We start from the raw sequence: 21,899 nt of genomic DNA on the forward strand, positions 1-21,899 counted from the left end.
CCGCTACACTGCCGCTCGTTCTCAAGCAGAAGCGACTCGCTTCTCACCCCCGCGGGCCAACGCCGCCTGCTCAAGGGTTCGAGTTGGTGCCGAGTTCTTCGCGGCGCCATTCGCGCGGCCAAGCGCCGGGCGGGTTCTTCTCGCTTGAAGATCCCGTCCGGCGCTTTCGCTTCTGGCGACTGCGACGTTCGAGGGCGGGGGAAGATCATCATCGGAGGTCACGACCATTACGATTCCTAAGCAGCCCGAGATTCGAGTGAATGAGCGCATCCGCGTTCCCCAGGTCCGAGTGATCGGGGACGACGGCGAGCAGGTCGGAGTGATCACCACTCGCGAAGCCCTGGCGATGGCCCAGTCGCGCGGGCTCGATCTGGTCGAGGTGTCGCCGACGGCGCGGCCCCCGGTCTGCCGCATCATGGATTACGGCAAGTTCAAGTACGAACAGAACCGGCGTGCGCGCAAGGCCAAGAAGAACCAGCACCAGATGCAGCTCAAGGAAATCAAGATGCGGCCCAAGATCGAGGAGCACGACTACCTGTTCAAGGTGAACCACGCGCGCGAGTTCCTTGAGGAGCGCGACAAGGTCAAGGTGACGGTCACGTTTCGCGGGCGCGAGATCGCGCACCAGGAACTGGGCCACAAGTTGATTCAGAAGGTGATCGCGGCCCTGGGCGACGTGGCCACGGTGGAAACGCCGCCGCGTTCCGAAGGTCGCACGCTGCTCACGGTGCTGATGCCGAAGCCGGCCAAGCCGGGCGCCTCGGCCAAGCCCGCGAGCAAGGAAGCCGGCGCCCCGGCGGCGCCGGGAAACGACAAGCCCGGACGTTCCCCGACGTCCTGAGAAGGAGCCCCGATGCCCAAGCAGAAAACCAATCGAGCCGCGGCCAAGCGGTTCAAGGTCAGCGGATCCGGCAAGGCGGTCCGCGGTCATTCCGGCCTTCGCCACGGAATGATCGGAAAGTCGCGCCGGCGCAAGCGCAAGCTGGTGGGCCTGGTGGTGGTCGCCGCCCCCGATCAGGCGCGTGTGCTGCGCATGCTCGGCAAGCGCTAGCTCGCGTTCTTCGACACGTCAACGATCCGGCGATCGTGCGTCTCCCCGCGCGCGTCGTCTTTAGAAAGGGTCATTCGCCATGCCTCGCTCGAAAACCGTCGTCCCCGCCCGCGCACGCCGGCGCAAGGTCCTCAAAGCCGCCAAGGGCAACTACAGCGGACGTCGCAAGCTGTTCAAGACCGCGCTGCAGACCGGGCAGCGCGCCGGGCAGTACGCTTATGAGCATCGCCGCACCCGCAAGCGGGATTTTCGCCGCCTGTGGATCACCCGCATCAACGCCGCGGCCCGGATCAACGGTCTCTCGTACAGCGCCCTGATCTCGGGCCTCAAGCGCGCCAACATCGAGGTCAATCGGAAGCTGCTGGCGGACCTCGCGGTGCGCGACGCCGCCGCGTTCGCGAAGCTGGCGGAGGTGGCAAAGTCGGCGGTGGCGTGAGCGCGCAACCGCTCGATCTCTCGGGCGTTCTCGATGCGCAGCATCCGGGCGCGGACCCTGGGCCTCTTGCGGTCCAGTATCAGGAGCATGCCGCCGAGCTCGACGCTCTCGACCCCGAGCTCGGGCGCATTTACAGGCTGGGCGCTCAGTGGTTTGCGGGTGCGCCCGACTCCGCCAGTCTGCAACGCTGCCACGTGGACTTGCTGGGACGCGAACGCGGCGCGGTGACTCTGGCGCTCGCCGAGCTGCCGAAGCTCACCGTCGAGCAGCGCAAGATCCGCGGGCGCGGGCTCAATCTGCTGAAGCGCTGGCTCTCGGAGATCCACGACGCCCGCCGCCTCGCGCTCGAATCCGCCGCCGAGGCGGCCGGCGCGCGAGACGTGACGCTGCCGGGACGCCAGCCCTGGATCGGGCGGCGGCACGTGCTGGCGCGGGTGCGCGACGATCTGCTCGACCTGTTCCACGGGCTCGGCTACAGCGTCTACCTGAGCCCCGAGATCGAGTACGACGCCTACAACTTCACCAAGCTCAACTTCCCGCCCGACCACCCGGCGCGCGACGCACACGACACCTATTTCGTGAGCCCCGAAGTCGTGCTCCGCACCCACACCTCGCCGGGCTGGATCCGCGCCATGGAGGAGGCGGCTCGCGGGGAGCGCCGGCTGCCGCTCCGGCTCGTGTTCCCGGGGCGCGTGTTCCGCGCCGAACAGGTGGACGCGAGCCACATGGACCAGTTCCACCAGATGGACGGCCTGTTCGTGGCGCGTGACGTGAGCATGGCGGATCTCAAGAGCACGCTGAACACCTTCGCGCGCTCGATCTACGGCGATCACGTCCGCACCCGGCTGATCCCGATCTACTTCCCGTTCGTCGAGCCCGGCTGCCAGATGGACGTGTCGTGCGTGATCTGCGGGGGCGAGGGCCGCGTGAAGGAGAACGGCGGCACGCGGCGCTGCAGCGTCTGCAAGGGCTCGGGCTGGCTCGAGGTGCTGGGCGCCGGCATGGTGCACCCGAACGTGTTTCGCGGCGTGGGGCTCGATCCCGAGCAGGTCACGGGCTTCGCTTTCGGCATGGGCCTCGAGCGCATCGCGATGCTGCGTCATGGCATTCCCGAGATTCGGCTGTTCCTCGAGAACGACGTCCGCTTCCTCAGCCAATTCTAGGAGAGCCGATGAAGCGCTTCCTGATCGGGCTGTTCTCGCTTCTGATCGTCGCCAGTGCCGTGTTCGTGGTACCCACGGTGTGGTTCCAGCCGTGGTCGATCAATCACTTCTACGCGCGTGTCTTCATCACCTACGCGCTGCGGCATCCGGAGCTGATCACGCAGCTCGGCGTGCTCAACGGCGTCCCGTTCGGCAACTGGCGCGACCGGCTCGATGACTACTCGCCGGCCGGGGAGGACGCCGATCTCAAACTCGCCGAGGACAATCTCGCGCGGCTGCATCGCTACGATCGCAGGAAGATGAAGCCGGACGATCAGCTCTCCTACGACGTCATGGACTGGTTCCTGACCGACGCGGTGAAGACCGCGCGCTTCCGGGCCTACAGCTACCCGCTCAACCAGATGTTCGGCTTCCAGAGCGAGCTGCCCGACTTCATGCTCAACCTCCAGCCGCTCAAGACCCCGCGCGACGCCGAGTCCTACGTGCGCCGGGTGGCGGCGTTCGGCCCGGCGGTGACGCAGACCGTTCAGAGGGTCGAGCTGCGCGAGAAGAAGGGGATTCTGCCGCCGCGCTTCGTGCTGCTCGAGGTACAGGACCAGATGGAGAAGTTCATCGACAGCCCGCCCGAGCGGAACCTGCTCTACACGCATTTCGCGACCGGCACCGACTCGATTCGCGGCCTCGATCCTGCGAAGCGCGACCAGTTGCGCGCGAAGCTCGAGCAGGAGATCGCCGAGGTGGTGGTGCCGTCCTACCAGAAGATGATCACGCTGGTGAAGGGTCAGGAGCAGCGCGCCACCGACGACGACGGGGTGTGGAAGCTGCCCGACGGCGATGCCTTTTACGACGCCGCGCTCCATCGCTTCACCACCTCCGACATGCCCGCCGATACGATCCATGCGCTGGGCCTGAGGGAAGTGGCGCGCCTGCAGGGCCAGATGCTGCCGCTGATGAATCAGGTGCGCCTGAAGGGCGGAAGCTTCGCCGCGCGCCTGCTCGACATGAACCGGAATTCGCGCTTCGGCTTCCCGGCCGGGGACTCCGGGCGCGCCGAGATCCTGGCGGGCTATCGCGAGATCCTCGCCGACGCCAGCAAGCGCTGCGACTCGCTGTTCGACGCGCGTCCGAAATCGCCACTCGAGGTGAAGCGGGTGCCGGCCTTCAAGGAAGCGACCGCACCGGGGGCGTACTACAGCGCGGGCGCGCTGGATGGCTCGCGACCCGGCGTGTTCTACGCCAACCTGCGCAATCCCGCCGAGACTCGGAGGCCCGACATGCGGACCCTCGCCTATCACGAGGGTATTCCCGGGCATCACTTCCAGATCTCGATCGCTCAGGAGCTGAAGGACGAGCCCTTCTTCCGCAAGGTGCTCCCGTTCACCGCCTACGCGGAGGGCTGGGCGCTGTACGCCGAGCACCTGGCGCTCGAGAAAGGCTTCCACCACGACGCCTACGATTCGCTGGGCGCCATGCGCGCCGAGCTGTTCCGTGCCGTGCGGCTGGTGGTGGACACCGGCATCCACCGCGACCGCTGGACTCGGCAGCGGGCGATCGACTACATGCTCGCCAACACCGGCATGGACACGGCGGAGGTGGTGACCGAGATCGAGCGCTACATCGTGATGCCGGGGCAGGCCTGCGCCTACAAGGTCGGCCAGCTCGAAATCCTCCAGCTCCGCGAGCGCGCCATGAATCGGCTGGGCGACCGCTTCGACATCAAGAAGTTCCACGACGTGGTGCTGACCCACGGTTCGCTGCCGCTCACGCTGCTCGACCGAGTGGTCAACGACTGGATCGACCGCGAGCTGGCCGCCTCCGGCGCGGCACGCCGGGGTTGATCCGGGAGAGGCTGACGCCATGAAGCTCTCGTACGCCTGGCTGCGCGACTGGGTGGAGCTCGACGCCACGCCCGAACAGGTGGCCGACGCCCTGACGCGGCGCGGCTTCTACGTCGAGGGGGTCGAGCGCCGGGGCGGCGAGTTCCCGGGCGTGGTGGTGGCGCGCGTGCTCGAAGTGCAGAAGCATCCCAACGCCGATCGCCTGTCCCTGTGCCGGGTGGATTCCGGCGCGGGGGAGAAGCGCGTGGTGTGCGGCGCCCCCAACGTGCACGCCGGCATGATCGCCCCGCTCGCCACGATCGGCGCGCAGTTGCCGGACGGCGTCGTCATCAAAGCGAGCAAGATCCGCGGCGAGGAGAGCCAGGGGATGCTGTGCTCGGCGCGCGAGCTGCAGCTCTCGGAAGATCACAGCGGGATCCTCGACCTCCGGACCTTCACTCAGGATCCGGCGCTCCTCACGCCCGGCCGGCCGGTGGCCGAGCTGCTCGGGCCTCCCGACTCGGTGCTCGAGGTCGAGATTCCCTTCAATCGCCCGGACGGGATGGGCGTGGTGGGGCTGGCGCGCGAGGTCAAGGCCGCGCTCGGCGGACGCTGGACCCCGGCGGCGCAATCGCGCTTCGCGGCGCGCTGGCAGGGGCGCGCCGACTTCGACCTCGACCTCGAGGATCGCGAAGGGTGCCCGCGCTACATCGCCCAGGTCATCGAGCGTGTGAAGATCGGACCGGCGCCGCCGTGGCTGGTCCGCCGCCTCGAGAGCGTCGGGCAGCGAAGCGTCAACAACGTCGTGGATCTCACCAACTGGATCCTGTTCGAGCTCGGCCAGCCGGTGCATGCGTTCGATCTCGACCGGCTGAAGGGCCCTCAGCTCCGCGTGCGCCGGGCGCGGGCGGGGGAGAGGCTGACCACGCTCGACGGCAAGGAGCGCGCACTCGATCCCGAAGTGCTGCTGATCGCCGATCGCGAAGGCCCGGTGGCTCTGGCCGGCGTGATGGGTGGCGAGGCGACCGAGGTGACCGCGACCACCACCCGGCTGCTGCTCGAGGTCGCCTATTTCGATCCGCGCCGCGTGCGGCGCGGCGCGCGCGCGCTCGGCATCGCGACCGAGGCCTCGAAGCGCTTCGAGCGCGGCGCCGATCCCGAGATGCCACCGATCGCGACCGCGCGATTCCTGGCGCTGCTGCGCGAGCTGGACTCCGACGTGGGGATGGGGCCGGCGCGCGAGCGCAATCACACCGAGGGCAAGCGGAAGACGCTCACCCTGCGCGCGCCGCGCGTCGCGCGCGTGGTCGGCGTCGACATCGGCGGCGCCGAGAGCAAGCGGCTGCTCGAGACCTTCGAATTCGGCGCCGAGCCGGGCGATCCGCTGCGCGTCACCGTTCCATCGTGGCGCGTGGACGTGACGCAGGAAGACGATCTGGTCGAGGAAGTGGCGCGAGCGCACGGCTACGACCGGATCCCCGACGTGCCGCTCGAATCGCGCGGCGCCCTTGCGCGGCGCACCGAAATGGAACGATTCATCGAGTCGGCGCGCGCCGCGATGCTGTCGCGCGGCCTGCACGAGGCGTGGTGCACGACGCTGGTCTCGGAGCGCGAGGCGGTGGCGGCCGCGCTGCTGCTCGGCCAGGATCCGACGCGCCTGGTGCGACTCGCCAATCCCATGAGCCGCGAGAGCGAAATCGTGCGTCCCAATCTGGTGCCCGGCCTGCTGCGCGCGTGCGCGCACAATCTCAAACAGGGCGTCGAGTCGGTGCGACTGTTCGAGATCGGCAACGGCGCGCTGGCGCGAGCGGGCGAGCTTCCCGAGGAGCGCCCGTTGCTGGCGGCGGTGGTGATCGGTCCGCGCTGGGCGCGCGCGCACGACGCCAGTCAGCAGCCGGTGGACTTCGACGACGCACGCGGGCTGTGGGACGCGTGGCTCGAGGAGATGCGCGTTGACACCCCTCGATGGCGCGCCTATGCTGCGCCTGGTTGGAAACCTGATGCCAGCGCTGAGGTTGCGAGCGGCGCTTCGAGCATCGGATGGGCGGGCACGCTGAGCCAGGCACTGCTCCGCGATTGGGACATCGAGGTCCCGGTGCATCTGTTCGTGAGCCGGCTCGATGCCTCGGCGGCTGCGGTCCTCGCCGCGCCCCGGCTGTCCCTGCCGAGCCGGTTTCCGGCGGTGCGACGCGATCTGGCGTTCTTCTTTCCGGCCGGCGCGCAGAACGACGCGGTTCAGGACATCCTGCGTCGGGAAGGCGGGCCGTGGCTGGCATCGGTGGAGTTGTTCGACGTGTATCGAAAGGACCCCACGGGTCCGATCTCGCTGGCTTACGCGCTGCGCTTCCAGAATCCGGAGCGCACACTCGCGGACTCCGAGATCCAGGACCTCCAGGATCGGATGGTGGCGGCCGTCGCCAGGGAGATGGGCGGCCAGTTGAGGACACGATGAACGAGACTTCGACGATGACGGCAACCGACCTCGACCGGCTGGCGGAGCGCGTGGAGCGCGCTGCGGCGCTGGTGCAGCAGCTGCGCGACGAGCGCGCGCGGCTCGAGCGCGAGCGCGACGAGCTCGCTTCGAAGACCCAGGACACGCACCACAAGCTGCAGGGGCAGGACCCGGTCGCGCTGGTGCAGGAGCTGACCGCGCTCAAACGCGAGCAGAAGGAATGGATGAGCGAGCGGCGCGAAGTCGCCCACCGCATCGAAACGCTCATCAAGAAGCTGGAAAAGCTCGAAGCCTGATCGACTCGACTTCCGCGAGGCCCTTACGGCTCGCGGTGTTCATAGCGGCGCTCACGCGCCGAAAACCGAAAACAATAGGTATGCGGGGAAGAGCAACGACGCGGGGACACCATGGACCCAAAGAACCTGGTGCAGGTCCAGATCTTCGGCCACAGCTACACGATCCGTGGAGAGGCTGATCAGGAGTACATCCTCGGAGTGGCGGCATACGTGGACCGCAAGATGCGCGAGATCACCGAGAAACTGCCGGTGGCCTCGCTGTCCAAGGTGGCCATCCTCGCGTCTCTCAACATCGCCGATGAGCTGTTCAAGGAGCGCGCCCAGCGCGAGACTCGTGAACGAACATTCAACGATCGTGCCGCCCGTTTGAACGCGGTGCTGGACGGCCTGCTCGAGGACAGCCCGACGCCCTGAGAGACGATGGAGGAGCCCGTTTCGAAGAATTCCCTGCCGTGCTCGTGATGCCACGCAGTTCTTGAACCAACAGAAATACAAATGGGTGTTCCGGTGGCCGGCGACGCCGCGCCCCGTCCGCGGTTGGGACGGCGGAGAGCCGACCCGGTCGTAAGGATCGCCCACCTGGTGATCCAGGTCTCAAGAACCCCGGGCACACGGCAGTTGGCGGGGAACATTCCCTGCCTGGAGTCCCGCCCACCCGTCGATTGGGGGCGTGGCTCGGGGGACAGGTGATGAACCAGACCCTGTTGATCGGCGGCGCCGGGATCGGTGCCGTCGTTGCCTTTTTCGTGGGATTCGGCGTACGCGCGGCGCTGGGGAAGAGCCGCATGCAGAGCGCCGAGCGCCAGTCCAAGGCGCTGCTCGAGCAGGCCCAGCGCGAGGCCGAGTCGGCCAAGCGCACCGCGGTGCTCGAGGGCCGCGAGGAGGCGCTGCGCTACAAGCAGCAGGTCGAGCGCGAGACCCAGCAGGCGCGCACCGACCAGCTGGCCGGCGAGCGCGCCTTTCAAGAGAAGGAAGCCGCGTTCGGCCGCCGCGTCGAGCTGATCGAGAAGAAGGATCGGGATCTCAAGCGCCTCGAGCAGGACTTGGCGAAGCGCGAAGGCGCGGTCGAAGAGCGGAGCGGCGAGCTTCAGCGGCTCATGACCGAACAGACCGCGCGTCTCGAACGGGTCGCCGGCATGACGGTGGAGGAGGCCCACGCCGAACTGATCGGTCGGATCGAGAACGAGGCCCGTGCCGAGGCCCAGCGGCGCACCGCCGAGATCCGGGACTCTGCGCAGCGCAACGCCGAGCGCGAGGCCCGCAAGATCCTGACGCTCGCCATCCAGCGCTACGCCGGTGACCACGCTTCGGAATCCTCGGTATCGGTCGTTCACCTGCCGAGCGACGACATGAAGGGCCGGATCATCGGCCGCGAAGGTCGCAACATCCGCTCGTTCGAGATCATCACCGGCGTGGACGTGATCATCGACGACACGCCCGAGGCGGTGATCCTCTCGGGATTCGATCCGGTGCGGCGCGAGATCGCCCGCATCGCGCTCGAGCGGCTGGTGGCCGATGGCCGCATTCATCCGGCCCGCATCGAGGAAGTGGTGGGCAAGGTCAAGGTCGAGGTCGAGAACAAGATCCGCGAGCTGGGAGAGAACGCCTGCCTCGAGGTCGGCGTGCACGGCATCCATCCCGAGCTGCAGAACGTGCTCGGGCGGCTCCAGTACCGCACCTCGTACGGGCAGAACATCCTGCGCCATTCGATCGAGGTGGCTCACCTGGCCGGAATGATGGCGGCCGAGATCGGCATGGATCAGAAGATGGCGAAGCGCGGAGGCCTGCTGCACGACATCGGCAAGGCCATCGACCACGATCACGAGGGCACCCATCCCGCGCTCGGCATGGAGCTGGCGGCGCGCTACGGCGAGCCGCAGCCGGTGCTCGAGTCGATCGGCTTCCACCACGACGATTACGCGGGCGGCAGCCTGTGGCCGGTGCTGATCTCGGCCGCCGACGCGATCTCGGGCGCGCGGCCGGGCGCGCGGCGCGAGAGTCTCGAGGTCTACATCAAGCGTCTCGAGTCGCTCGAGAAGATCGCCAGCGCGTTTCCGGGCGTCGAAAAATCGTATGCGATTCAGGCCGGGCGCGAGGTGCGTATCATGGTGGAGCATGGCCGGGTGGACGACGCCCGCGCTCAGGGGCTGGCCAGCGAGATCGCGCGGCGCATCGAGAAGGAGCTGGAATACCCGGGGCAGATTCGCGTCACCGTGATTCGCGAGACGCGCGCCGTGGACTACGCCAAGTGAGGCAAGCGTGCTGAAACTGCTCTTCATCGCCGACGTGATCGGCTCGCCCGGGCGCGACGTGGTTACCGCACTGTTGCCGGGGCTGCGCGCGCGCCACGGGCTCGACCTGGTGATCTGCAACGCCGAGAACTCGGCGGCCGGCTTCGGGGTCACCCGCGAGACCGCGAAGGAGCTGTTCAGCGCCGGCGTTGACGCGCTGACCGGCGGCAATCACCTGTGGGACAAGCGCGACTCGATGGACTACATCGCCGGAGAAACGCGGCTGGTACGCCCGGCCAATCTCCCGGACGGCACTCCCGGGCAGGGCTGGCGGGTGTTCCAGGGCCTGGACGGCACCTCGATCGGCGTGGTCAATCTGCTCGGGCGCGTCTACATGAAGGAGGCCGACAGCCCCTTCACCGCGGCCGATCGCGCGGTGGCGGCGCTGCGCGAGCAGGGCGTGCGCGTGATCCTGGTCGACTTCCACGCCGAGACCACCGCCGAGAAGATCGCGATGGGCTGGCACCTCGACGGCCGCGTGAGCGCGGTGGTGGGCACTCACACGCACGTCGCCACCGCCGATGCGCGCGTGCTCCCGAGGGGCACCGCGTTCCAGTGCGACGCCGGCATGACCGGCGGCTTCGAATCGGTGATCGGCATGGATCGCACCGCCGCGCTCCGGCGCTTCCTGACCGGGCTGCCCGAGCGCCTGGTGCCGGCGGCGGGAGACCCTCGACTCAACGCCGTGTTGCTCGAGGTGGACGCTTCGACCGGCCGCGCCGCCTCGATCCGCTGGATCGAGCTGCTGCACGAGAGCGGGGCGGCGGCGCACGCCGGGTCGGGCGCGGCGCGAGCCCTGTCCGGAGATCAGGCGGCGTCTGCGGTGCGCGCGCGGGCGCGGGTCGGTGTTCAGCGCCTGCGCGAGCAGGGCGTCATCCCGCGCCTCGCGCTGGTCTCGGTGGGGGAGGATCCCGCGTCTCGCATCTATCTCGCGAGGAAATCGGACGCCTGCGCCGAGGTCGGCATCGACGTGCGGCGCGTCGAGCTCCCGGCCGGCACCCCGACTTCCGCGGTGGTCGAGCGCGTGCGCGCCCTCGGCGACGATTCCAGCGTTCACGGCATTCTGGTGCAGCTTCCGCTGCCCCCTCCGGCCGAGCCGCAGGCGGTGCTCGAGGCGATCCCGCCGGTGAAGGACGTGGACGGATTCCATCCGCTCAACGCGGGCCGGCTGGCGCAGGGCCTCGAGGCCATGGCGCCGGCGACGCCGCTCGGCATCCTCGAGCTGCTGCGCCACCATCAGATTCCACTCGCGGGCCGGCACGCCGTGGTGCTCGGGCGCAGCAACGTGGTGGGTCGCCCGCTGGCGACGCTGCTTTCGCAGAAGGGCGTGGACATGACGGTGACGCTCGGCCACAGCGCCAGCGGCCCCGCGCTGAAAACGCTCGCCCGCGAAGCCGATCTGCTGGTGGCGGCGATGGGCCGGCCCGAAGCCGTGACCTCCGCATGGGTGAAGCCGGGCGCGACGGTGGTGGACGTCGGCATCCATCGCGTTCCCGATCCGTCGCGCAAGTCGGGGCACCGCCTCACCGGCGACGTCGAGTTCGAGACGGTCTCGCGAGTGGCCGGCGCGCTGACCCCGGTTCCGGGCGGCGTGGGACCCATGACCGTGGCGATGGTCGTGGCCAACACGCTGCTGGCCGCCGAGCGGCAAGCCGCGCGCGCCGGGGCCGCCGCGCGCGGTTGAGCGACTCGGAGTCCGCATGACGGTGTCGGCCGAACGCGAATCGATTCTGGGCGTCGCCGCCCTCACCCGTCTCATCAAGGAGACGCTCGGCGAAGCCTTCCCGGCGGTGTGGGTGCGGGGCGAGATCTCGGGCTTCAAGCGCGCCGAGAGCGGCCACCTCTATTTCGCGATGAAAGAGGGGAAGGAGGCGCTGCTCAACTGCGTCATGTGGCGCGGCAGCGCGGGGCGGCTCGGCTTCGAGCCGCGCGACGGCACCGAAGTCGAAGCGTTCGGGGCGATCAGCGTCTACGAACCGCGCGGCGGCTATCAGCTGGTGGTCGAGGAGATGCGCCCGGGGGGTCTGGGCGCATTGCTGCTGGCCCTCGAGGAGCTGAAGCGACGCCTGACCGCCGAAGGCCTGTTCGATCCGGCCCGCAAGCGCCCGCTTCCGCAGTATCCGAAACGCATCGGCCTGGTCACCTCGCCGGTCGGGGCGGCGGTGCGGGACATGGTCAAGGTGCTCCAGGCGCGCTGGCCGGCGATCGAGATCGTGCTGGCGCCGGTTCGCGTGCAGGGGGAGGGCGCGGCGCCCGAGATCGCCGCGGCGATCGAGCGATTCAACCAGCGGGCCGACGTCGATCTGCTGATCGTCGGGCGCGGCGGCGGATCGCTCGAGGATCTGTGGGCGTTCAACGAAGAGGCGGTGGTGCGGGCAATCGCCGGCTCCGCCATCCCGGTGATCTCGGCGGTTGGCCACGAAGTGGACTGGACGCTCGCCGATCTGGCCGCCGACGTGCGCGCCGCGACGCCCTCCAACGCCGCCGAGATCGCGGTGCGCGACCGCGCCGAGGTCTCGCGCCACGTGCGGCAACTGCGCGAGCGCCTGGAGCGCGGCGTCCGGCGAGCGATCGAGGTTCGCCAGCAGAAGCTTGCCGCGCTCACCGGCAAGTACGGCTTTCGCCGCCATCGCGATCTGCTCGGGGCCTGGGAGCAGCGTCTCGACGGGCTGCTCGATCGCCTGCGTGCCGCGCTCGCGACCGAGCTCCGCGCGGCGCGCGACCGACTCTCGGCCGCGATCGATCGCTATGCATTCCGCCAGTGGCGGCGCGCGATCGCCGAGCGACGCGAAGCCGTGCTCGCCGAGCGTGATCGCATGCACACGGCGATGACGACGCTGGTATTCCAGAAGCGCAAGCAGCTCGAGGCCGGAATGCACCGGCTGCGCGCCCTCTCACCGAAACGCGTCCTGGAACGGGGCTATTGCCTGGTGCGCGCGGCCGACGGTACGCTGGTGCGCGTCGCGCAAGGGCTGCGAGTGGGAGAGGATCTGACCATCGAGTTCGCGCGAGGGGAAGCGGATGCGCGCGTCACCGAGGTGCGCGCGGGAGGGACGCATGGCGCGTGACAAGGCCGCCCGGCCGCCGGACGAATCGGCGGAGCCGGGCTTCGAGGAATCCATGGGCGAGCTCGAGCGCATCGTCGAGGAGCTGGAGGGCGGAGCCCTCTCGCTCGACCAATCGCTGGCCCACTACGAGAAGGGCATGGCGCTCGCGAAAAAACTCACTCAGACCCTCGAGCAGGCCGAGAAGCGGATCGAAAAGCTGGGCCTGGCGGATTCCGCCGATACCGACGAGGCGCCGGGCGAGCCCCATCGGCGCTCGGGCGGCGGCAAGCCCTCCGAAGGCGAGTTGCCGTTTTGAGCGCGGCGGCCGCCGCTCCGCGCTCTCGCGGCTCGCTCGCCACGCTGCGTGCCGCGTTCAATTCCTATCTTCGCCAGACGCTGGCCGCGCACGCTTCGCCGGACGGCAAGCTCGGTGACGCGCTGCGGTACGCCGCGCTATCTCCCGGCAAGCGCGCGCGCCCGCTGCTGGTGCTGACCGCCAGCGAGGCGGCAGGCGGCTCGTGGCGGGAGGCGCTGCCGGCCGCGGCCGCGGTCGAGTGCGTGCACGCATTCTCGCTGGTGCACGACGATCTGCCGGCGATGGACGACGACGACTATCGCCGCGGCCGCCTCACCACGCACAAGAAATTCGGCGAGGCGCTCGGCGTGCTGGCCGGCGATGCGCTGCTGGCGTTCGCGTTCGAGGAGCTGACCCGCCTGCCGCTCGCGCGGCGCCAGCCGACGCGCGCGCTGCTTGCGATCCGCCTGCTGGCCGAAGCCGCGGGGGCGAATCAGCTGATCCAGGGGCAGGCCCTCGACGTGGAAGCCGAGGGCCGGCGCGTCACGCGCGACGACGTGGCCGAGATCCATCTCCGCAAGACCGGCGCGCTGATCGCCGCTTCACTCGCAATGGGCGCGATCGCCGGCGGCGCCGACGAGTCCATGATCGCCGGACTTCACGATCTCGGGCTCGATCTCGGGCTGGCCTTCCAGATCCAGGACGATCTGTTGAACGCCGGCTCGACGCTCGCGCGTCTGGGGAAGCGTGGCGGCACCGACGCGGCGCGGGGCAAAGCGACCTGGCCGCGCGCGGTCGGGCAGCGGCAGGCCGAGGCCGACGCGGCGTCGCTCCACGTCACGATCGCCGAGCGACTCGCCGCGCTCGGCCCGCGGGCGCGGAAGCTGCGGCAACTGGTCGCGGCGCTGGCCGCGCGCAAGCGCTGAAGAGCGAATCCGGACCGCTCGCCGACCCCGAGTTCCATCGGACTCACCGGCATTTGCCCTGACGCGCCCGTCTCCGTATCGTGGCCGGCGATTTTCGCCGCCATCCCAGGTTGAGCAGGAGGGTGCACCACGGAACCGTTCTGGCTCGCGCTCCTCATCGGCTTCCTGATCCAGACCTACAAGGGCCTGAGGGCCTACTTCTCGTCACGCCGCTGGAATCTGCGTCGCTTCGTCGAGACCGGCGGCATGCCGAGCTCGCACGCCGCATCGGTGGCAGCGCTCTCGACCGCGGTCGGCATGCAGGAAGGCTTCCGCTCGACGATGTTCGGCGTGACGCTATTCTTCAGCCTGATCGTCATGTATGATGCGGCGGGATTGCGGCGCGCGGCAGGCCGGCACGCGGCGGTGCTCAACCGCCTGATCGAGGAGCACTTCGAGGATCACGCGGGGACGCAGCGCCTGATGGAGTTGCTCGGCCACACGCCGTTCGAGGTGCTGATCGGCGCTCTGCTCGGCGTCGCCAGCGCCCTGACCTGGGATCGATTGTTCGGATGAGCCTGCTCGAACGGATTCACTCTCCAGCCGACCTGAAGAAGCTCTCCCGCGAAGAGCTGGCCCTGCTCGCGACCGAAATCCGCCACGAGGTGATCCAGACCGTGGCCCGCAACGCCGGCCACCTCGCGCCCAATCTGGGTGTGGTCGAGCTGACCCTCGCGCTCCATCGCATCTTCGATTCGCCGCGCGACAAGATCATCTGGGACGTCGGGCACCAGTCCTATCCGCACAAGCTGGTGACCGGGCGGTTCGAGCGCTTCGGCACGCTGCGCATGTGGGACGGAATCGCCGGCTATCCGCGCCGCGCCGAGAGCGAGCACGATCCGTTCGGCACCAGCCACGGCTCGACCTCGATTTCGGCGGCCCTCGGCTTCGCCGTGGCGCGCGATCTGAAGGGCGAGCATCACCACGTGATCGCCGTGATCGGCGATGGCGCACTCACCGGCGGCATGGCGTTCGAAGGGCTGAACAATGCCGGCGAGCTGAAGAAGCGCCTGATCGTGATCCTGAACGACAACGAGATGAGCATCTCGCCCAACATCGGCGCGATCCACCGTTACCTCACCAAGCTCACCACCAGCCGCATCTACCGCCGCTTCGAGCAGGACGTGTACGAGCTGCTCGGCAAGCTGCCCAAGGCGCTGCGCGCGCGCGAAGGCGCCCGCCGGGTGAAGGAGGGGCTCCAGAACCTGGTGCTGCCCGGACTGTTGTTCGAAGAGCTGGGCTTCAAGTACTTCGGGCCGATCGATGGTCACGATCTCGACGTGCTCGAAGAGACGCTCTCGGATCTCAAGCGCTTCGACGAGCCGGTCTTCCTGCACGTGCTGACCCGCAAGGGACGCGGCTACGCGCCAGCCGAGACCGACGCCACCACTTTCCACGGCGTCGGCGTGTTCGATCCCGACACCGGCACGGCATCCAAGGGCGCGAAGAAGACCTATTCACACGTGTTCGGCGAGACCGCCAGGAAGCTGGGCGAAGCGCTCCCCAATCTGGTCGCCGTCACCGCCGCGATGACCGACAACACCGGGCTCAGCGCGTTCGCCCGGGCGTTTCCGAACCGCTTCTTCGATGTCGGCATGGCCGAGGAGCACGCCGTCACGTTCTCGGCCGGGCTGGCCGCCGAGGGCATGGTGCCGCTCACCACCATCTACTCGACGTTCCTCCAGCGCGGCTTCGATCAGATCATCCACGACGCTGCCGTGCAGAACCTGAAGATCGTGCTGTGCATCGACCGCGCCGGCCTGGTGGGCGAGGATGGCGCGCCCCAGCACGGCGTGTTCGACGTCGGCTACCTGCGCATGATCCCCGGCACCGTGGTGATGCAGCCGCGCAACGGCGAGGAGCTGCGCGACATGCTCTGGACCGCCGCGATGTGGGAGGGTCACGCGCCGATCGCGGTGCGCTATCCGCGCTCGCCGATCCCGGAAGAGGCACTGCCCCGTCGCGAGCCGCGCGTGCTCGAGATCGGCCGCGCCGAGCAGCTGCGCGCCGGTGGAGACGCCGCGCTGATCGCCCTCGGTGCCATGGTCGCTCCGTCACTGTTGGCGGCCGAGCTGCTGGCCGAGCAGGGCCTGTCGGTGACGGTCGTCAATGCGCGTTTCGCCCAGCCGCTCGACGAAAAGACCATCGGCGGACTCGCGCGTTCGGTGGGACGCATCGTCACGATCGAGGAAAACGTCATCGCCGGCGGCTTCGGCAGCGCGGTGAGCGAGTGCCTCGATCGGCTCGACCTGTCCGCGACCCCGCAACTGCGGCTCGGCATCCCCAACGAATTCGTGCTGCACGGCAAACGCGATGAGCTGCTGCGCCGCTGCGGCCTCGACGCCGCCGGCATCGCCCGCCGCACCCTCGACTGGATTCGCGCCTCCCAGCGCCAGTACATATGAGCGCGCGGATTCGCCGCGTCGGCATCCTCGGCCACACCGGCCGCGCCGGCGTGCGACGCGCGGCGCTGGCGCTGACCAGGCGACTCGCCCGGCGCCGCATCGAGGTGCGCCTCGACGGCCGCCTGGCCTCGAGCATGCGGCGCGATGACGGCCTGCCGCTCCCCGAGCTGGCGCGCTGGTGCCAGGTGCTGGTGACGCTGGGCGGCGACGGCACCGCAGTGAGCGGCGCGCGCGCGCTGGCCGGGCGCACCGCGTCGCTGCTGCCCGTCAACTTCGGCGGGCTCGGCTTCCTCACCATCGCCGAGAGCCGCGATCTCGATCGCGCCGTGAACCACGTCCTGGCCGGCGACTGGCCGCTGTCGCGCCGCCGGCTGGTCAGCGCGCTGGTTCGGCGCGGCGGGAAGACGGTGATGCGTGGCGTCGCGCTCAACGACGCGGTGGTGAAGGGCGCGGGCGGCGTCTCGGCCATCCACCTGCGGCTGCGCGCGCTCGGCCACGATCTCGGCCACCTGGTGGCCGACGGGCTGATCGCGGCGACCTCGTCCGGTTCGACCGCGTATTCGCTCTCGGCCGGCGGGCCGGTGCTGGCTCCCGAAGTCGAAGCCATGGTGGTGACACCGATCTGCGCCCATTCGCTCGGCAGCCGCGCGCTGGTGCTTCCCGCCGACGCCGAGCTCGAGCTGCGGGTGATCGGCTCGTTCGAGCGCATGGTGCTGGTGCTCGACGGCAAGGTTTCGACCGATCTGCACGCGCGCGACGAAGTGAGAGTGCGACTCGACGCGGGCGGCGTGCGCGTGTTCCAGAATCCCGAGCGGCCCTTCATCAGCGCGCTCCAGCGCAAGCTCGGCTGGCAGGGGAGCCGCAAGCGAAGCATGTAACCGGCGGCCTGAACCATGCTCGAACGATTGTCCGTCACCGACCTCGCCCTGGTGGAACGCGCCGAGATCACGCTCGGCCCGGGGCTCAACGTGGTCACCGGCGAGACCGGAGCCGGCAAGACCCTGCTGGTGGACGCGCTCTCGCTGCTGCTCGGCGGAAAGCCCGATCCGGACTCGGTACGCGAGGGCGCGCGCGCCGCGGTGGTCGAGGGCGAGTTCCGCGTCGATGCCGAACGCGCCGCGGAGATCGCGAACCTCGTCTCGGAGTGGGGGGTCGAATTCGACGGCGAGACCCTGATCGTGCGCCGCGAGGTGCAACCGAACGGCCGCTCGCGCGCGGTCGTCAACCAGTCGGCGGTGACGGTGAGCGCGCTGCAAAGGCTGGGGGAGCGGCTCGCGGATTTCCACGGCCAGCACGAGCACCAGAGTCTGCTGCGCCCGGAAGGGGGCCTCGAGGCGCTCGATCGACTCGCCGGCCTCGAATCCGAGCGCGACGCCTATCGCGAGGCGCTGGCGGCCTGGCGGGAAGCCAGCGGCGAGCTCGAGCGCCTCGAAGCGCAGCTGCGCACCTACGCCGAGCGGCGCGATTACCTGATGGAGGCGGCGCGCGAGCTGGACGGAGCGCGCCTCGAGGACGGGGAAGAGGAGATCCTCGCCCGCGAAGCCGCTCGCCTCGCCCATGCGGATCGGCTTCGCGAGCTGGTCGCCGGCGCGTTGTCCGAGCTGATCGACGACGAGAACGCCGCCGCCGACCGGCTGGGCCGGGCGCTCCATGCCGTGGAGCAGGCCTCGGGCTTCGATCCCTCGCTCGAGGAGCGGCTGACCGCGCTGCGCGAAGCCACCATCTCGGCCAACGAGGCGGCGCGCGCGCTCGCCGCTTACGCCAGCCGCCTGCAGGCCGACCCCGGCGCGCTCGAACAGGTGGAGGAGCGCCGGGCGCTGATCGCGCGATTGTGCCGCAAGTATCGCCGCTCGGTGCCCGAGCTGCTCGACTGGCGCGACGAGCTGTCCGGCGAGCTCTCGACCGGCGAGGACGCGGAAGCGACGCTGACCCGCGCGAAGGAGGGAGAGCGTGTCGCTCGCGCCGCCTGCGAGCGCGCCGCCCGGGCGCTCTCCGCGGAGCGCCGGGCGGCGGCCGCCGAGTGGTCCTCGGCAATCAGCAGGGAGCTCAAGCCGTTGGGATTCTCGAGCGCGCGGCTCGAATTCGTCACCACCCCGCGGGAACCCGAGGGCGCGACGTTTCACGCCAACGGGATCGAGCGGGTGGAGATGAGCTTCACGCCCAATCCCGGCGAGGCCGCCCGCCCTCTGCCTCGGATCGCCTCGGGCGGCGAGCTGTCGAGGGTCATGCTGGCCCTCAAGTGCGCGCTGCAAGCCCGTGACCGGGTTGACCTTCTGGTTTTCGACGAAGTAGATTCCGGAATCGGCGGTGCGGTCGCGCAAGCGGTCGGAGAGCGGCTCCGGCGGCTTGCCGAGCACCGTCAGATCCTGTGCGTGACCCATTTGGCCCTGATCGCCGCCCTCGGCAACCAGCACGTGCGCGTGTTCAAACGCGCGGAGAAGGGCCGCACGGTCACGCGCGTCGACCGGCTCGAAGGCGCCGAACGCGTCGAAGAGCTGGCGCGCATGTTGGCCGGCGACCGGGTGACCGAGACCACCCGCCGCCAGGCGCGCGAGCTGCTGTCGCCGGCGCGCGCGGCGGCGCGATGATCGTTCCGACCCGCTCCGAATTCCACGCCCTCGCGCGCACCGGAAAACTGGTGCCGGTGTATCGCGAGGTGTTCGCCGACCACGAGACACCGGTCTCCGCGTTCCGAAAGATCGATGACGGCGCCTATTCGTTCCTGCTCGAGAGCGTCGAGGGTGGCGAGAAGTGGGGGCGATTCTCGCTGCTGGGCAGCCGGCCCTCGCGGGTGTTCATCGCGCGCGGCCAGGCTTGCGAACTGCACGAGAACGGGAAGGTCACGAAGCTCGCGCGGGCGCCGCTCGAAGAGCTGGCCGAGCTGTTGCGCGCCAATCAGGCCGTGCCGTTGCCAGGCCTGCCCAAGTTCTGCGGCGGGGCGGTGGGCTACCTGGGATACGACGCGGTGCGCTGGTTCGAGCGCTTGCCCACTCGGGCGGCCGACGAATTTCCGGTGCCCGACGCGGTCTTCATGTTCGGCGACGTGGTGAGCGTCTTCGACAACCTCACCCACACGTTGAAGGTGGTGACCCATGCTGCCGGCGGATCCGATCCCGATGCCGCCTACGACGCCGCGGTCGGGCGCATCAACGCCGAGGTCGAGCGGCTGAGGAAGCCGATGGCGTGGATCGAACCGCCCGCCTGGGGAGAAGCGAGCGAGCCTCAATCGACGACGCCGCGGGAACGCTTCATGAAGTCGGTCGAGACCGCCAAGGAGCATATCCGCGCCGGCGACATCTTCCAGGTGGTGCTGAGCCATCGCATGAGCGCGGCGGTCTCGCAGCCGCCGTTCGAGGGCTATCGCGCGCTGCGGGTGACCAATCCCTCTCCGTACATGTACTTTCTGCGGCTCGGCGAGCTGTGCATCGTCGGCAGCTCGCCCGAGGTACTGGTGCGGCGAACCGACAGCACCGTCGAGGTGAGGCCGATCGCCGGCACGCGCCCGCGCGGCCGCAACGCCGACGAGGATCGCGCGCTGGAGGAGGAGCTCCGCGCGAGCGACAAGGAGCGCGCCGAGCACGTCATGCTGGTGGACCTCGGCCGCAACGACGTCGGCCGCGTGGCCGAGTTCGGAACCGTCGAGACCAACGAGTACATGGTGGTCGAGCGCTATTCGCAGGTGATGCATCTGGTGTCGAACGTGCGTGGCCGCGCGCGCCCCGAACTCACGCCGCTCGAGGTGGTGCGGGCCTGCTTTCCGGCGGGCACGGTGTCGGGCGCGCCCAAGGTGCGGGCGATGGAGATCATCGAGGAGCTGGAGCCGGTGCGGCGCGGCATCTATGCCGGGGCGGTGGGCCATTTCGACTACCATGGCAATCTCGACCTGGCGATCGCGATTCGCACCCTGGTGTACTCCAACGGCAAGGCCCACTGGGGCGTGGGCGCCGGGATCGTGGCCGACTCCGATCCGGAAGGCGAGTGGAACGAGACCATGAACAAGGGACGCGCGCTGTGGCTGGCGATTCAGCGCGCGGAGCGGGGCGTGCGGTGATCGGCGTTCTCGACAACTACGATTCGTTCACCTACAACCTGGTCCAGTACCTGGGCTCGCTGGGCGCGACGCTCGAGGTGTGGCGCAACGACGCGATCACGGCGGCCGAGCTCGAGAGGAAGGGTCTTCAGGGCCTGGTGATCTCGCCCGGTCCGGGGGTGCCGAAGGATGCCGGCATCACCGAGGACGCGATTCGAGCACTCTCGGGCCGGATTCCGATTCTCGGCGTGTGCCTGGGGCATCAGGCGATCGGCGAGGTGTTCGGCGGACGGGTGATCCGCGCCGAGCGGATCATGCACGGCAAGACCAGCCCGATCCTGCACAAGGGCCGCGGCATCTTCGCCGGGCTCGACAATCCCTTCGAGGCGACGCGCTACCATTCCCTGATCGTCGAGCGAAACAGCCTGCCCGAGGTACTCGAGCTGATGGCCTGGACCCCGGAGGGCGAGATCATGGGCATGCGCCACAAGCAGCACGAGACCTGGGGGGTCCAATTCCATCCCGAGTCCATCCTCACCCGACAGGGGCTCAAGCTGGTCGAGAACTTCCTGACCCTCTGCCGGCAGCAGAAGAGCGTGCGCGCGTGATCCAGTCCGCGATCGGCCGCGCGGTGATGCGCGAGGATCTCACCCAGGAGCAGTCGCGAGCGGCAATGGAGCAGATCCTGGCGGGCGATGCCACGCCGTCTCAGATCGCGGCCCTGGCGATCGCGATGCGCATGAAGGGGGAGACCCCCGAGGAGATCGCCGGCATGGCGCAGGCCATGCGGCAGCGGCTGCCGGTGATCCGCACCCGCCGGAGCCCGCTGCTCGACACCTGTGGCACCGGCGGCGACAACTCCGGCACCTTCAACATCTCGACCACCGTGGCGCTGGTGACGGCCTCGTGCGGCGTGGCGGTGGCGAAGCATGGTAACCGCGCGATGTCGAGCCGCACCGGCAGCGCCGACGTCCTGGAGTCGCTGGGCGTGCGCATCGATCTCACCCCCGAGAGCGCCGGACGCTCGCTCGACATCGCCGGCATCACCTTCCTGTTCGCGGCCAACTATCACGCCGCCCTGCGCCATGCGAGCGCTCCCCGCCGCGAGATCGGCGTACGCACGTTTTTCAACATTCTGGGGCCGCTCACCAATCCCGCCGGAGCGAGCATGCAGCTGCTGGGCGTATTCTCGGACCACTTGGTGCGGACCGCGGCCGAGGTGCTGCAGAGGCTGGGCAGCGAGCGCGCCTGGGTGGTGCACGGCCGCGACGGCCTCGACGAGCTGACGGTGTTCGAGCGCACGCACGTGGCCGAGCTGCGCGACGGCAAGGTGAGGGAGTTCGAAGTGGATCCGAAGAGCCTGGGACTCGCGCGCACCGATCGCAGCGATATTGCGGGCGGCGATGCGACGGTCAATGCCGCCAAGGTGCGCGCGGTATTGGGGGGCGAGAAGAGCGCCGCACGTGACATCGTGCTGCTCAACACCGCTGCGGCTCTGATGGTCTCGTCCACTGTGCCCTCGCTCGAAGCCGGAGTGGAGCGCGCCGCCCGCGCCATCGACAGCGGCGCTGCGGCGGCCAAGCTCGCCGAGCTGGCGTCCTTTCGTGGCTAGGCCCGGCGCCGTGCGTTTCAACGCGGGATAGGAGGCCGC

19 protein-coding genes, 1 other RNA gene and 1 pseudogene are annotated in these 21,899 nt (G+C 69.3%); all 21 read left to right on the forward strand.

What is annotated here, in order from left to right:
* Positions 1-256 precede the first annotated feature (256 nt).
* Positions 257-841 (forward strand): translation initiation factor IF-3, encoded by a 585-nt coding sequence (gene infC / locus VMJ70_08420; protein HTO91141.1) that lies wholly within the window; start codon positions 257-259, stop codon positions 839-841.
* Positions 842-853: 12 nt separating this feature from the next.
* Complete coding sequence (gene rpmI, locus VMJ70_08425) at positions 854-1,051, forward strand: 50S ribosomal protein L35 (GenBank protein ID HTO91142.1); 198 nt, start codon at positions 854-856, stop codon at positions 1,049-1,051.
* A gap of 79 nt (positions 1,052-1,130) precedes the next feature.
* Complete coding sequence (gene rplT / locus VMJ70_08430) at positions 1,131-1,487, forward strand: 50S ribosomal protein L20 (GenBank protein HTO91143.1); 357 nt, start codon at positions 1,131-1,133, stop codon at positions 1,485-1,487.
* Positions 1,484-2,650: a phenylalanine--tRNA ligase subunit alpha gene (pheS, locus tag VMJ70_08435; protein ID HTO91144.1), complete on the forward strand. Its 1,167-nt coding sequence runs from the start codon at positions 1,484-1,486 to the stop codon at positions 2,648-2,650. Before rplT ends, pheS begins: the two co-directional genes overlap by 4 nt.
* Positions 2,651-2,658: 8 nt before the next feature.
* Positions 2,659-4,488: a DUF885 domain-containing protein gene (locus VMJ70_08440; GenBank protein HTO91145.1), complete on the forward strand. Its 1,830-nt coding sequence runs from the start codon at positions 2,659-2,661 to the stop codon at positions 4,486-4,488.
* Positions 4,489-4,507: 19 nt separating this feature from the next.
* Positions 4,508-6,919 carry a phenylalanine--tRNA ligase subunit beta gene (gene pheT / locus VMJ70_08445; protein HTO91146.1) on the forward strand — a complete coding sequence of 804 codons (2,412 nt, stop codon included), beginning with the start codon at positions 4,508-4,510 and terminating at the stop codon, positions 6,917-6,919.
* The gene (locus VMJ70_08450) at positions 6,916-7,215 is read left to right on the forward strand and encodes a hypothetical protein (protein ID HTO91147.1); all 300 of its coding nucleotides are present in this window, start codon (positions 6,916-6,918) and stop codon (positions 7,213-7,215) included. The genes pheT and VMJ70_08450 overlap by 4 nt, the downstream gene beginning before the upstream one ends.
* Positions 7,216-7,326: 111 nt before the next feature.
* A complete protein-coding gene (locus VMJ70_08455) occupies positions 7,327-7,629 on the forward strand; it encodes a cell division protein ZapA (GenBank protein HTO91148.1) in 303 nt (100 codons plus the stop codon).
* A 27-nt stretch (positions 7,630-7,656) separates the two neighbouring features.
* A non-coding RNA gene (ssrS, locus tag VMJ70_08460) (6S RNA) lies at positions 7,657-7,847 on the forward strand.
* Positions 7,848-7,904: 57 nt separating this feature from the next.
* Positions 7,905-9,467, forward strand: a complete 1,563-nt coding sequence (rny, locus tag VMJ70_08465) for a ribonuclease Y (protein HTO91149.1) — start codon at positions 7,905-7,907, stop codon at positions 9,465-9,467.
* Positions 9,468-9,474: 7 nt separating this feature from the next.
* A complete protein-coding gene (locus VMJ70_08470; protein HTO91150.1) occupies positions 9,475-11,190 on the forward strand; it encodes a TIGR00282 family metallophosphoesterase in 1,716 nt (571 codons plus the stop codon).
* Positions 11,191-11,206: 16 nt separating this feature from the next.
* Positions 11,207-12,574 carry an exodeoxyribonuclease VII large subunit gene (gene xseA / locus VMJ70_08475; protein ID HTO91151.1) on the forward strand — a complete coding sequence of 456 codons (1,368 nt, stop codon included), beginning with the start codon at positions 11,207-11,209 and terminating at the stop codon, positions 12,572-12,574.
* The gene (locus tag VMJ70_08480) at positions 12,564-12,869 is read left to right on the forward strand and encodes an exodeoxyribonuclease VII small subunit (GenBank protein ID HTO91152.1); all 306 of its coding nucleotides are present in this window, start codon (positions 12,564-12,566) and stop codon (positions 12,867-12,869) included. Before xseA ends, VMJ70_08480 begins: the two co-directional genes overlap by 11 nt.
* Complete coding sequence (locus VMJ70_08485) at positions 12,866-13,774, forward strand: polyprenyl synthetase family protein (protein ID HTO91153.1); 909 nt, start codon at positions 12,866-12,868, stop codon at positions 13,772-13,774. Before VMJ70_08480 ends, VMJ70_08485 begins: the two co-directional genes overlap by 4 nt.
* A 144-nt stretch (positions 13,775-13,918) precedes the next feature.
* Positions 13,919-14,329 (forward strand): annotated as a pseudogene (locus VMJ70_08490) (divergent PAP2 family protein).
* Positions 14,326-16,218 (forward strand): 1-deoxy-D-xylulose-5-phosphate synthase, encoded by a 1,893-nt coding sequence (gene dxs, locus VMJ70_08495; protein ID HTO91154.1) that lies wholly within the window; start codon positions 14,326-14,328, stop codon positions 16,216-16,218. Before VMJ70_08490 ends, dxs begins: the two are co-directional and overlap by 4 nt.
* Positions 16,215-17,096, forward strand: a complete 882-nt coding sequence (locus VMJ70_08500; protein HTO91155.1) for an NAD(+)/NADH kinase — start codon at positions 16,215-16,217, stop codon at positions 17,094-17,096. The genes dxs and VMJ70_08500 overlap by 4 nt, the downstream gene beginning before the upstream one ends.
* Before the next feature lie 15 nt (positions 17,097-17,111).
* Positions 17,112-18,806, forward strand: a complete 1,695-nt coding sequence (recN, locus tag VMJ70_08505; protein HTO91156.1) for a DNA repair protein RecN — start codon at positions 17,112-17,114, stop codon at positions 18,804-18,806.
* Positions 18,803-20,269 (forward strand): anthranilate synthase component I, encoded by a 1,467-nt coding sequence (gene trpE, locus VMJ70_08510; GenBank protein ID HTO91157.1) that lies wholly within the window; start codon positions 18,803-18,805, stop codon positions 20,267-20,269. Before recN ends, trpE begins: the two co-directional genes overlap by 4 nt.
* On the forward strand, positions 20,266-20,856 hold the full coding sequence (locus VMJ70_08515) for an aminodeoxychorismate/anthranilate synthase component II (GenBank protein ID HTO91158.1): 591 nt from the start codon (positions 20,266-20,268) through the stop codon (positions 20,854-20,856). The genes trpE and VMJ70_08515 overlap by 4 nt, the downstream gene beginning before the upstream one ends.
* Positions 20,853-21,860, forward strand: coding sequence for an anthranilate phosphoribosyltransferase (gene trpD / locus VMJ70_08520; GenBank protein ID HTO91159.1), 1,008 nt, complete (start codon positions 20,853-20,855; stop codon positions 21,858-21,860). Before VMJ70_08515 ends, trpD begins: the two co-directional genes overlap by 4 nt.
* Positions 21,861-21,899 lie beyond the last annotated feature (39 nt).

Source organism: Candidatus Sulfotelmatobacter sp. (assembly GCA_035498555.1).
Lineage (GTDB): Bacteria > Eisenbacteria > RBG-16-71-46 > RBG-16-71-46 > RBG-16-71-46 > DATKAB01.